Annotated in this window: 9 protein-coding genes, 1 tRNA gene and 1 CRISPR repeat array; of the genes, 2 read left to right on the top strand and 8 right to left on the bottom strand. The window is 49.7% G+C overall.

Features of this window, described 5'->3' with window-relative positions; genetic code table 11:
• Nucleotides 1-1,251: a CRISPR direct-repeat array (repeat unit 33 nt; unit sequence ATTTCAATCCACACCCTCCACACGGAGGGTGAC).
• Between the two features lie 175 nt (nt 1,252-1,426).
• The 8 genes from cas2 to I2E77_RS06790 all read right to left on the bottom strand — a co-directional run bounded on the left by cas2 (nt 1,427) and on the right by I2E77_RS06790 (nt 9,388).
• On the bottom strand, nt 1,427-1,717 hold the full coding sequence (gene cas2 / locus I2E77_RS06825) for a CRISPR-associated endonuclease Cas2 (protein ID WP_087229400.1): 291 nt from the start codon (nt 1,715-1,717) through the stop codon (nt 1,427-1,429).
• Between the two features lie 9 nt (nt 1,718-1,726).
• Nucleotides 1,727-2,758 carry a type I-C CRISPR-associated endonuclease Cas1c gene (gene cas1c, locus I2E77_RS06820; protein WP_191448398.1) on the bottom strand — a complete coding sequence of 344 codons (1,032 nt, stop codon included), beginning with the start codon at nt 2,756-2,758 and terminating at the stop codon, nt 1,727-1,729.
• Entirely contained in the window at nt 2,755-3,423 is a 669-nt protein-coding gene (cas4, locus tag I2E77_RS06815; RefSeq protein ID WP_191448399.1) for a CRISPR-associated protein Cas4, read from the bottom strand. Before cas4 ends, cas1c begins: the two co-directional genes overlap by 4 nt.
• The gene (gene cas7c, locus I2E77_RS06810) at nt 3,420-4,325 is read right to left on the bottom strand and encodes a type I-C CRISPR-associated protein Cas7/Csd2 (RefSeq protein ID WP_191362585.1); all 906 of its coding nucleotides are present in this window, start codon (nt 4,323-4,325) and stop codon (nt 3,420-3,422) included. Before cas7c ends, cas4 begins: the two co-directional genes overlap by 4 nt.
• Before the next feature lie 3 nt (nt 4,326-4,328).
• A complete protein-coding gene (cas8c, locus tag I2E77_RS06805; RefSeq protein ID WP_195450905.1) occupies nt 4,329-6,131 on the bottom strand; it encodes a type I-C CRISPR-associated protein Cas8c/Csd1 in 1,803 nt (600 codons plus the stop codon).
• Nucleotides 6,128-6,784, bottom strand: coding sequence for a type I-C CRISPR-associated protein Cas5c (gene cas5c / locus I2E77_RS06800; protein ID WP_195450904.1), 657 nt, complete (start codon nt 6,782-6,784; stop codon nt 6,128-6,130). Before cas5c ends, cas8c begins: the two co-directional genes overlap by 4 nt.
• Nucleotides 6,785-6,869: 85 nt before the next feature.
• Complete coding sequence (gene cas3 / locus I2E77_RS06795; protein ID WP_195450903.1) at nt 6,870-9,002, bottom strand: CRISPR-associated helicase Cas3'; 2,133 nt, start codon at nt 9,000-9,002, stop codon at nt 6,870-6,872.
• 298 nt (nt 9,003-9,300) lie between these two features.
• Nucleotides 9,301-9,388: transfer RNA gene (locus tag I2E77_RS06790), tRNA-Leu, on the bottom strand.
• 453 nt (nt 9,389-9,841) lie between these two features.
• On the opposite strand from I2E77_RS06790, the gene I2E77_RS06785 reads away from it, so the two are divergent.
• Complete coding sequence (locus I2E77_RS06785; protein WP_242969607.1) at nt 9,842-11,338, top strand: M23 family metallopeptidase; 1,497 nt, start codon at nt 9,842-9,844, stop codon at nt 11,336-11,338.
• Nucleotides 11,339-11,789: 451 nt separating this feature from the next.
• Entirely contained in the window at nt 11,790-13,073 is a 1,284-nt protein-coding gene (locus I2E77_RS06780; protein ID WP_191405361.1) for a UDP-N-acetylglucosamine 1-carboxyvinyltransferase, read from the top strand.
• The last annotated feature ends 9 nt before the right edge of the window (nt 13,074-13,082 follow it).

Raw genomic sequence — 13,082 nt, 5'->3', positions numbered from 1 at the left:
ATTTCAATCCACACCCTCCACACGGAGGGTGACGCTGCAAAGAGCGGCATCACAATTGGCCAGGATTATTTCAATCCACACCCTCCACACGGAGGGTGACGATCCCCTCGAGTACATATAAAGGAGGGGAAAATATTTCAATCCACACCCTCCACACGGAGGGTGACAAGTAATGCCCTAAAACAACTGGCCTTGGAGAAATTTCAATCCACACCCTCCACACGGAGGGTGACCGGACGAAACGCATTTTGTTTTTATCGCAGACCCATTTCAATCCACACCCTCCACACGGAGGGTGACGCTCGTTTTCTCCTCCATCAAACTCGCTGCAATCCTCATTTCAATCCACACCCTCCACACGGAGGGTGACTGGAAGTGTAAAAGTGAGAGACGACGCCGGGAATATTTCAATCCACACCCTCCACACGGAGGGTGACGATTAAATGCAAAACCGATGCTGTTCGAGCAATTATTTCAATCCACACCCTCCACACGGAGGGTGACATGGGATACCCTCCGCAAATTCGACCTCAGATACGTTATTTCAATCCACACCCTCCACACGGAGGGTGACGGATTTCGTGGGCGTTGCTTACAACGGATATTTCCATTTCAATCCACACCCTCCACACGGAGGGTGACGCTGCAAAGAGCGGCATCACAATTGGCCAGGATTATTTCAATCCACACCCTCCACACGGAGGGTGACTGATCCCCTCGAGTACATATAAAGGAGGGGAAAATATTTCAATCCACACCCTCCACACGGAGGGTGACGGCGGTTTCTAGGGATATATTTTTTATATCCCTAATTTCAATCCACACCCTCCACACGGAGGGTGACCAGGGAAGCTGACCTCTGGGGAGCCGACCTCAGGATTTCAATCCACACCCTCCACACGGAGGGTGACCTTGCGCCGCATACACCATGCAAACACAGGAAATTATTTCAATCCACACCCTCCACACGGAGGGTGACTTCTTTTCCCCTCCTAGAATCGCAATCTCCATTGATTTCAATCCACACCCTCCACACGGAGGGTGACCCGGGTTCGGAACGCCGCCTGTCACATAATCGACATTTCAATCCACACCCTCCACACGGAGGGTGACATAGAAGCGCTGCCTCAGTCCGTCAAAAGACATCCATTTCAATCCACACCCTCCACACGGAGGGTGACCATCGGGCCTTTGCGCCACGGTGTAACCCGAGCCTGGATTTCAATCCACACCCTCCACACGGAGGGTGACAGCAAATACAAACAATTATATCACATTTGTACATCTATCAATTGTACAATCTATCCTATAATCTAACACCGATCCATTCGATATAGAAATATCGCCTCCTCTGCTATAAGAAAATCATCTCAAATTCCGTGCGAACCCCCTTGGACTTGTCTGTGCGCTTCCGGTTCGCACTTTCCTAAACCATAAGAACACCTTCCGCTTCATACGTGGGTTTTGCTCCTATATGTTCCACTTTCGTTTTATAATTGTTTCCCAAGTAATAAAAGCGTAGACTGTCCTGTTTTGGATCGATGATCTGCTCTAAGATGTGCTTCACTTGGAAGCACTGTGCGGCATCCAAAATACATTCAAAAACCGAATTTTGAACCCGTTGGCCGTAGTTCACACACTGTTTTGCGACTTTTCGAAGCCGTTTCCTGCCTGCCGCTGTTTCTGTATTGACATCATAAGTGATTAAGACCAACATAGCATCTCCTCATTTCCACAAAAACGGTGGGTATTCATCCAAATCTCCACGCAAGCAACGATTGAGCAGCATTGCCTGCACATAGGGGACTAATCCCCATGGAATTTTTTCCTGCAAAAATGGATGCTGAATCTGTTCCTGCTTTTTTGTCTGCCATCCAGTGAGTACGGCTTTTCGCGTTTCATCATCCATTCGAACAGCTCCCGTCTCCTGTTGATAGAACCCTTTTTCTGTGACCACACGATTGTTAATCAGAGACAGCACAAAGCGATCTGCAAAAATGCTGCGCAGTTCTTCCATTAAGTCCAATGCCAAGGAGGTTCTGCCGGGCCTCTCCCGGTGCAAAAATCCAATGTATGGGTCCAATCCAACCGCTTCCAAGGCAGCGCAGCAATCATTGGCCAACAATGTGTATACAAACGAAAGCAGCGCATTGACATTGTCCAGCGGCGGGCGGCGGTTCCTTCCATGAAAATAGAAGGCCTTTTTGTTTTGTAAGATGCACTGATCGAATACACGGAAGTATTGTTCCGCCGCAGCCCCCTCGAATCCACGCAGTTGTTCATCGCTGGTGCATTCCCGTATGAAGGGCAATAAATCACTCATTTGTTTCGAAACTTGTTTTAGACCGGCAACATCCACGCGCATCGCGTGGTCACGCGTTGTACGTTCTAAAACCCAACGGCTATTAAACACTTTTCCAAAAACAAAGTTTCTCGCATAACGGGTCCGCGTGACCGGGTCGTCCGAAGCGCGCACCTGTTGGATGCGCAATAAAACATTTCCCTGAGCTTTTCCGCATGCCGCAGCTAAAAAGCGGCCATTGGGGGTTAGAAAGGCCAAACGGATTCCCCGATCAGTACATGCCCCCATCAACGCAGGGCTTGCTCCCTTATAGCCGAAATATAAGATCTGTTCTAGTGTATGCAAAGGAACGCGCAATACGGTTTCCTCTTCCCGGTAGACCACTACATTTTCTCCGTCGAGCGCCAAATAGGTGTCCGGTGAAGTCACAAACAGGGTGTTGAGCAGTTTTCTCATGGTTCTTCCCCCTGTAAATTGGATTCTATGTAGGTTTTTGCGGAACGCCTTCCACAAAGCTTGGGCAAGCAAAGTTCCTTCAGAGAGCATGCATTGCAGCTTTTCGACGTCTTAACTTTTGGAGTATAGCGGCGGCTATAATAGCTGTGCATTTCGAGAAGCATTTCCCGCACCTGATTTCGAAGGGCTTCCGTAAACAGTACCTCTTCCCTTCGGCGGGTTTCTCCATAAAAGAGGTATCCCTTGGGGACATCACAGGCCAGCATCTCTTCCAAACACATCCCTTGGCCGCACAGCTGCAAGCGGTCCGCATCTGTCTGTTTTGTGCTCCCCCGCTTATATTCTACCGGTGTAGGAAGCCACGTCCCTCTGTGATGGAACAACGGAACCCCTTCTGGGGACGCATGAAACTCGACGACATCGCAGACTCCGCTCACGCCGAGAGCGGCTGAATGGATTGCCAATCCACGCACCACTAAAAGATCTCCTCTCTTTTCAGAAAAGCGGTCATTATGGGCATGCTCGTGCAAAATCTCCCCTTCCACGGTCCGCAGGTTATCCGCCCATTGCTGTTCAATATGAATCAACGCCCATTGCCTGCGGCAAAAACAAAAATGTTGGATCCCAGAAAGCTGTAAATAATCGTCTTCCGCGTACGTGTTCATATCATTCTCATACAAGTCACGTGTTCCGGGATCGCCGCTTCATCTATATGGACCTCATAATCGGCGTAACAGCGGGCGGGGATATGCTCGTCTTGGGTTCCGTTTTGCTTGCGTGTCACGGTAACCGTATCGAACAATTTATAGGAGGGAGCATTTCCCAATTCGGAATCATGTTTAAAGACGATCAATTCCCGCACCGCCATCTTCCCGCGGCTGGCAGAGTGGTCGTGCTCAAACATATTGATGATCGCCTCCCAAAGCAGGGCGAGGTCCTCTTCGGAAAAGCCGGTCACTTTCCGGGCTAAATTGGCTGACACATATCCCTCTGCGCGATAGAGGCCATAGGGGATGATGTGCTTGCGTCCCATCTCGGTCCCTTTTTTCTCCGCATCCGCTTCCGTTGTAATCGCAACACGGGTGATGGTCACTTCCTGCGGGACGACCGGTTCCACGCTGCGCGCAAACCCCAGCTGCACAGGTCCGCGAACTTGGCCGCAATTTAAAGCGGCCTTCACGAAAGTCGTCATGACGGCGCCAAACGTCCGGATATCATAAAAATTCTGGCACATAAAATCCCGCACACGCTCGTCCAAGGTGCTGTCTTTTTTCTTGGCATCTTTGATGGTCTTTTCGTCCACGCCCAAATCCGCATACGCTTCCAAATCGCTTCGATTGAGCGGAACCCCATCCTTGATATAAATGCGGTAGCCCTTTTCGTTCTCCCGGACGGTTTCCACATAATTTCGGATCTTCCGTTTTAAACAGACGTCCGTAACCAACCCGTAACCCGTTTCCGGATCGACACGAGGCATATTCCCCGCATCCGGGTCGCCATTTGGATTCCCATTTTCCACATCAAACAAAATGACAAACTCATACCGGTTCTTGATAACTTCTGACATGCCTTATTCCTCCCCTATCGATTCTGCCTTTTTCTCGTACCGCTTTTGCGTCTGATGGTAATAGCCAAGCATAAACGCTCCTTGTTCATTCAAGTCCAAGTGCGCTGGAAATGTCTCTTGGATTTTTCCCATCAGATCGATCAGCTGCTTTTCTAAAGCAATGGCCAACCCGCGCCGGTCACGCAGGATGACTTTCATATGGCTTTGCTCCAAGCGAAGCAAGATGGGAAATGCAATGCCCGGCGTTGCGCAGGCAGACGTAAAATACCGGTCCTTGATAGTCGTATTCAAGTTTGGATTTGCCGTTTTCTGAATGTTTTCTAATACAGAGAATACCCGTCCAAGGACATAGGGTAGATAATCGGACTGTTCGTTCAGTTTCACCCAAGATTCCTCCTTATCCAGCGCTTCTCCCGGTTTCGGTTGAAACGCTTTGTCGTTGTTTTTAATGAGCACTGCTTTGATGATGGCCGCCTGTCCACGGCTGATATCGCTCTCTGCCCGAGTTCGCAGCACCACGTTTTGCAGCAGTGCCGCCGGATACGGGGTGTCGTTCAAAATGGCCCGCATCAACGCGCCGGATAGCAACGGCGAAATCGCTTTTGCTGTATCCTTTGCTTTTTTATTGATCGTCTCATACAGAAGGCCATAGGGGGATATCTGTTCCCTCTGATCTTTCAAGGGCCTCACGATTTCCAACCGGCGGTAATGGTTCTCTACATTCTGTAAAAAATCGCCAAAACGGTTGCGGTAGAAAAAGCGCACCGATAACCTCCCAGCGCTCGGGGATAATCCCAAGATATAAAAGGGCATGTCCGGGTCGAGCTCCACGTCTTCCAGGGAATAGGGCTGGCCCTTTGCCAGCAATGCCATCGCCCGTTTTAAGTCGTTATCGGAAAATTTTCGCTTTTGGGCATCGCTGGCGTCCATGAGTACAAAACTCTGGAAAAAGTCCTGATAGACCGGCTCCGCGTTTTGGGACCAATAGACGACCGTCGCATCACCGATCTGCTGTACATGTTCGCGGTCTGCCAACAGTGCATTCAGTGCGGTGGTATACGCAAAGGCTGCCGGTTCGCCCACCGGTGCGTTGTAGCTCTGGGTTTTTCCGTAGGATTCAAAGGCCGCTGCATTGAAGGAGACAAGCGAGGCCCCGCTGGACTGGGCGCCCTTCACCCCTTTGATGGCTGGATGCAGTCGTGCGATGGGAACCTCTTCGCCTGTGACGAGGCAGCGCCCTTTTTCTTGGCTGTCTTCTTCCTCTTGAGCAGCGTCCCAAACCCCGGCGATTTCCGGTTCTTCATGGACAAATTTTCCCTGATACCGAAAAATAAGGTTGCCACCTGCAAAGATTTCTTCCAGATAAGGCTGCAATGCGGGGTGTTCCCGCGCTGTTTCCGGCTTCCAGTTTTCAAAGTAGGCGCACACCGCACGGGCCGCCGGATGGTTGAGCGATTGCAACATTCTGCAATGCAGTTCCACGCTCGCCTGAAAACATTTTTGGGCGCGTTCGTCGTTTCCTTTTGCATCGATTCCTAAAAGGTAACTAGGTGAATCATAAAGAAAATTTGCCTTATACTGATTTCCCGGACGGATTACCGGCTTGGGCAGCTGCATAACCCTGGGAACCTCCACTTCCTTCTTTCCCCTCAGTTCCTTCTCCTTCAACCGGAGGACATCCAAAAGCGTCCCCTGCTCATCAATGAGCAGGGCAAAAGAGACCTTGGCGGGGCTCCATCCCCGCCGTGCCATCTTCCCCTGGGCAGCCATCGCGGTATAGTATTCATATAACGCCTGTAGGATCATCGAACCACCCCGCAATCCGTCAGATCCAGGACTCCGTAACGAAGCTCTGCCCGGAAAAACATGGGTTGGATGTCCTGCGGATCGCTGTAATCCATGTCGTACAGCATATACCCCAGATCATACTTTGGCTCGTTTTGATAATAGCTTACACAGCTTCCCTCTTCATATTGACGAAAGCGAACCGGGAACTCCCTACATCCAAAATAGGGTTGATGATAGCACTGCCCTGCGCTCAAGCGCCGTTTGACAATATCCTGGAATTTCCCGGGGTTATCCCCTGCGCTGGCGCGTTCGGTCATGGTAAAATGGGCCTCGATCACATAATGTACGTCCCGCAATACGGTTGCAGCCCGCTGTTGGATATCCTCCGCCGTATTGATATAGAGCGGTTTGTTCCCTCCCAGCATCACAGAACGGACATTCTGTGCAGAAATTTTCGATTTTACTTCGTTGCGCCGGATATTCGTAAACTGAATTGGATTGATCACATGGATGCGGTCAATATGCCAACGCAATCCCGGATGCCAATAAACAGCTTCCAAAATGCCGCGCGCCGCCGATGGAGTCATGACGTCATAGGACACCCGTTCCACCTTCATCTCCGGCCTGGAAAAGCAAGCGTACTTTCCCCAGACCTCCATTTGAATTGCCATGGACTTCACTCCTTTCCCCAAAATAGACAACCTTTTCTCTCTGAATAACGCCTCACCTCTCTCCCTGCGAAAATGGCTTTTAACGCTACACAAACAGGGCTTTTCCCGCATCCGCCTCTAAGGAGAGGCCGGTACCCTTTGTGTCATACAGTCGAAGATTTGTTAAAACCGCAAGGCCGTCCGCAACCACAACGAGATCGTTTGCCCGATAAAGCTCCTGAAAGTGCTGGTCATATACATTCACCATATAGCGGCCCGCTTTGCGCAGCAAACTCCGGGAGCACTCCCCTTGCTGCAAGCGCTGCGCCAGTCTTTTGGCCCTTTGCCCCAACGGGATAAAGACAGATTTTGTATTCTCTTCAATCAGGCGAAACTCCTTTGCAACCTGTGCAAATGGCAACATACATCCGTTTCTCCCCCGCTCAAAGGCGTCCACAATCTTTTTTCGGTCGAGCAGATCCCCTTTTAAGTTGTGAAGTGCGTCAAAATAAGCCTGTATCGCTTCTAAAGAAGCTACATCGGAAAAGCTTGGTTGAATCTCATTTTTAAATATACTGACATTTTGCTGCATCCGGGGCGGGATCCGTTCTTCGGTCCGAAAGATATAGACCGCGCTCTCATCCACCGGACGTTTCCCTTCCCGATTGCATCTTCCGGCCGCCTGGATGATGGAATCCAGGCCAGCCTCTGCCCGAAACACGGTTGGGAAATCCACATCGACTCCCGCCTCAATCAGCGAAGTGGCGACGACACGGCACACAAGCCCTTGCCGCAGTCTCCTGCGGATGTTGCGGAGCGTCCACCGGCGCATCAACGGCGTCATCAGGGTGGAAAGGTGAAACCGTCCCCCGGCGGGCAACGCTTGGTAGAGCTCCGCCGCCTGTTTACGCGTGTTCACAATGGCCAAAACCTGTGTTTGCATAGCCATCTGTCCGGCCAATTTTTCTATGGTTAGCGTTCCGATATGTTTCAATTGGGTGCGGCGGAAAAAGTGGAACATCTCCTGCGTATTGGGACAAAGTTCCTCTATTTTCGCCGTCTTCGGAAACAGTTTTCCCAAAGATGGCTGCGTTGCAGTGCACAACACCGCCGTTATGCCATACATCTCCACCAATTCCCAAATGGCCCGCACACAGGGCGTCAAATAGTCCACAGGCAACATCTGGGCTTCGTCAAAAATGACGACACTATTGGCAATATTGTGAAGCTTGCGGCATCGAGAGGTCCGGTTCGCGTAGAGCGATTCAAAAAATTGTACGCTGGTGGTAACAATGATCGGAGCATCCCAGTTTTCCGCGGAGAGACGCAGTTTCTCTGTCTTTCGGTCGTCGTCCCCCTGTTGGTCAAAGCTGACATTGGCATGATATTCCAACACATTTTCCGCTCCCACGATTGCGCGAAAGACCTTAGCGGTCTGTTCGATGATGCTGGTATAGGGGATAACATAGATCACACGGCTCAACCCATGCTGGACGGCATGCTGGAGCGCAAACGCCAAGGACGCGATCGTCTTTCCACCCCCTGTCGGAACCGTCAGGCTTTTCAGTCCACACTTCCCTTTGCCCGCCTCTAAGCAACATTTCAAAATCTCCGTGCGTTTCCGGTTGATGGGGTTGACGTCCCCCTGTGGATGCAGCCAAGGGTCTATGTATTGCTTTAGGGCATCAAACAGTGACAAAATCGATGCATATCCGCCTCGCTGCACAGCGCCAGACTGCATAAAGGCTTCCGTATCCAAAAAGTCGGCGTCCACCAGGGCAGAAAACAGCATGCGTGTGAAAAAAGCAATTCGGAACCCATTGGCCTCCGGTGGCCGGGATACCGCCTCCAAAGTGATTTCACGCCGATACGCTGCATAAGGATGCACTTGCTTTTTCAGACGCCCCTGCCAGGTGGGGAGCCCTGCCGGATCTCCTGGCCCGCCCCCGTCGGGAAGTCCCGCATGATGCCCGGCCGCACATAGCGACGCCGGTAACATCCGTAATCGAAACAATTCCTTCGCGCCCGCCGTGGAATGATCCCCGCCGGTTCCCTCGTTTAAAAGATAGTCCTGAAATTCCGCAGAATATTTTCCAATGTCGTGGGCCAAGCCGAGAACATAGGCATATTCTCCCGCTTCAAATACCTCTGAAAATCGTTTTGCGTATTCTGCTACATTGCGCAGATGCTCTTCCAGGGGTTGCAAACGTCCATCTGCGCTCTTGTGCGCAACAATCATAATACTCCCCTTTCCACACTTGAAGGATCTTATAGATTGTATTCTAACGCAAAATAATTCCCACAAATAGATTTTATAGAATATTTCTCTTTTTTGTTTTACTATTTGCACTATTTTTAGATAAAAACATCAATTATGTGCATACGATTCACTACACAAACAAAAAAGGTTTACAAATGGTACCACTCCATTCGTAAACCTCTTGATCATCTATACCAAGACCGCAACAAAACAATCTGTGTTGAACTCTTTTATAAAAGAAGAAGGTCTAAATGCTTATTGCATTCAGACCTTTTTGTGGTGCGAGGGGGGGGACTTGAACCCCCATGAGCTAAGCGCTCACTAGAACCTGAATCTAGCGCGTCTGCCAATTCCGCCACTCTCGCGTTTATCCTTGCGGTGTTTTTGACTGCTTGGCTAGTATAGCATATCAAAAAACAAGTTGTCAAGCATTCTTTGCAAAAATTTGAAAGTTTTTTGACACCTTTGGGATAATTCGAGAAAAGGGTTGCAAATTTGTAACTTTTCGTGTATGATAAACGCAATCACATTACAAACTTGTAACTAATTTATGAACACGAAAGGAAATGGCTATGCGATTCCCCTATCGATTTACTGGGAAAGGGTCCGCAGAGCAGCGCGTGGAGAAAAATCATGGGTTGACAAAACAACATATACAGTCTTTCGAGGCCTCGTGTTACGCTTTTCTTTATATTGTTGGCATACAATCCGTTCGTATTTTGAAGCGCTTGCGCCGCCGGACGCATCGTTTTTTCCTCCCAGCGACCAATTTGATAAAACGAGTCTATGCAAAAACCTTAGGGCGGCAGTTTGCCCGTTTGCGCAAGGAACTCCATTCGATTCGCGAAGGATTTACAATTGCGGGAAAACGCTTGCGCGACGCCAAACAGCAAAGCGTTGGGCAGGCTTTAAAGGAATCCGTCAAGGTTACCGGGAAAAGCTTTGTCCGGCATAAAAAATTCGTCTGCGGCATCTTAAACATCGCTGCCCCGCTTGGCGCCCTGGTACTGCTGATTTTCACCATTCAATATTGGAATAGTCTGAACTACGGGTTGGTTCTGACCTATGATGGCCAGGAAATCGCCACCATCCAAGATGAAAACATTTTTGAGCAGGCTACCGAAATGGTAAACCAGCGCATGATTCACGATGTGGAGGGTGAAGATACCCAAGTGGAGATCACTCCTTCGTTTAAGCTGTCTGTTGTAGACGAAAATCGCTATTCTGCAGCCAGCGCGGTCTGTGATCTGATTATTAAGCAATCTGATGGAATCATTGAAGAGGCAAGTGGCCTTTATGTTGACGGCGAGTTGATAGGGGCTGTAAAAAGCAGCGCGGACCTTCGGTATATTCTGCAAAACATTCTGAATGCCGCAAAAGAGGGCGATACGGACGCAGAGGCCGCCTTTGCGCAGAATGTGGAAACCGTCAGTGGCTTATTCCCCACCAACAGCATTATGACCACAGAAGAGATGGAGAGCCTTTTGACCGGTACGGAAAAGGACGCTGTCCTTTACACTGTAAAAGCGGGCGATACCGCCACCTCGATTGCGCAGGATCACAATTTGACCTTGACGGAACTGGCCAGCATCAATCAGTTCAGCGACATAGATGTTCTTCACGAAGGCGACCTTCTGAATATTGAAATGGCTGTCCCGAAGCTCAGCGTTAATATTATGAAAAATCAGGAATATGACGTCGACATTCCTTATAAAACCATCACACAGAAGGACGACAGCCAATATACGGATTATTCCAAGGTCATCACTGCAGGCGTCAACGGCCGGCAACACTGTGTGGACCAAGTCACTTATCTCAACGGCGTTGAAGTTAAACGTGAGAACCTGAGCACAACGGTGCTCGAAGAACCGGTGGATCAAGTGGTCGTCACTGGCACAAAGAAACGGCCCAAGACTGCGGAAGCGGGCGTCAGCACAGGCAGCATGATGTGGCCGGTACCCTCCCTGCATACGATTACCACAGGGTTTGAGTACCGCTGGGGCAGCTTCCACAGTGGGATCGATATTTCCGGCAGCAGCGCGTATGGAAAAACCATTGTTGCCGCGGATGGCGGAACGGTCACAGCGGCTGGATACTCCGGGAGCTATGGACTGCGGGTTCAAATTAACCATGGCAATGGTTTGCAAACCCTATATGGGCATTGCAGCAAGTTACTCGTTTCTCCGGGGCAGAAGGTCGCGAAAGGGCAGGCGATTGCTCTTGTGGGAAGTACGGGGAATTCCACAGGTCCACATTGCCACTTTGAAGTCTACAAAAATGGATCGCGTGTGAACCCATTCAATTATGTAAATTAAAAAAAGAGATGGCGTTCCTCCGAAAAAAGTCGGAGGGACGCCGTTTTTTTAGCTCTGGAAGGCTCTCAAAATGAATTCAGCCAAATAAATTATGTTAACCTCTGGATGCCTTCAATTTTTTGATACAACGAAAATCCGCTCTTTCTCCATTTTTTATTTACAATCACAAACTTTGCCAGAATCCCTGCCTTCCCTTGACTTTTATCGCTAGGTGTATTATGATCTTTAGAAGTAAAGGTGCTGTTCTTGCCCCTTTTGCTTTGTGATAATAGAAGAATTTTACTTTAAAAATTTATAAATATTAACAGCCTTCCTCAGCATTAATTCTGCTATTTCTGTAAAAGCTAGTGATGCTTTTCTTTTATATAGCGCTGGGAAAGGCGGCAAATGGGATCCATCTTCCTATGCCGTCAATAGACGTATGTCGACTATGAGATTGGAGCGTGCCGCATTGGATAAATTTGTTATTACTGGTGGCAATCGGCTTACCGGAGAGGTAACGATCAGCGGTGCAAAAAATGCCGCTATTGCAATTATTCCTGCTGCAATTCTTTCGGATGGAGTATGCCGAATTGAAAATATCCCGAACATCACGGATGTGAGTTCGATCACCCGCATTCTATATGATATGGGCGCACAAGTCCGTACAATTGATAAGTCTACCCTTGAAATCGACCCCCGTAAAATTCACACCTGCGTAGCGTCTTATGAGCTCGCCAAGCACATCCGTGGATCGTATTATCTGCTTGGTGCCCTTTTGGGACGCTTTTCTCACGCGGTCGTAACCATGCCTGGTGGGTGCGATTTCGGTGTCCGCCCGATTGACCAGCACCTCAAAGGTTTTGCTGCTTTGGGCGCTTCCTATAAACTCGACGGCGGTATGGTGGACGTCCGTGCAGAACAGCTGAAGGGCAGCCACGTTTATCTCGACGTGGTCTCCGTGGGCGCGACCGTCAATATCATTTTGGCGGCGGTGCGCGCGAAGGGCATGACAGTGATCGAAAACGCCGCCAAAGAGCCACACATTGTTGATTTAGCCAACTTTTTGAATTCGATGGGCGCGGACATCCGAGGCGCAGGTACGGATGTCATCAAAATCTATGGCGTAGAGCATTTGAATGGGACCACCTATTCCATCATTCCCGACCAAATCGAGGCGGGAACGTATATGGTTGCCGCAGCTGCAACGAGTGGGGATGTCTTAATTAAAAACGTCATCCCCAAGCATCTGGAATCCATCACGGCGAAGTTGGAAGAGATGGGCGTCGAGGTGACCGAATATGACGATTCTATCCGCGTGCGCCGGGAAGGCCCGCTCAATAAATGCAATATTAAGACCATGCCACACCCAGGCTTCCCTACCGATATGCAGCCACAAATCGCGGTTTTGCTCTCAATTGCCAATGGGACCAGCATCATCAACGAAAGCGTTTGGGATAACCGCTTCCGTTATATTGAAGAACTCAAGCGGATGGGCGCGCAAATTTCCGTTGATGGACGTTTGGCAGTGATCGAAGGGGTTGACCATCTTTCCGCCGCACCGGTAAAAGCGACCGATCTCCGCGCAGGCGCCGCCATGATCATTGCTGCATTGTGTGCCCAGGGGACTTCTGAAGTAGAGGATATCCAGCACATCGAGCGTGGTTATGAAAATATTGAGGAAAAATTCCGCAATCTCGGTGCGGATATCAATCGGGTGCATATAGCAGAACCGGTGATCGCACGGGCGATTTAAACAGAACCT

It is taken from the genome of Anaeromassilibacillus sp. 1001302B_160321_C8 (genome assembly GCF_015554745.1).
GTDB classification, from domain to species: domain Bacteria; phylum Bacillota; class Clostridia; order Oscillospirales; family Acutalibacteraceae; genus Anaeromassilibacillus; species Anaeromassilibacillus stercoravium.
This window is presented reverse-complemented; position numbering and strand designations above follow the sequence as displayed.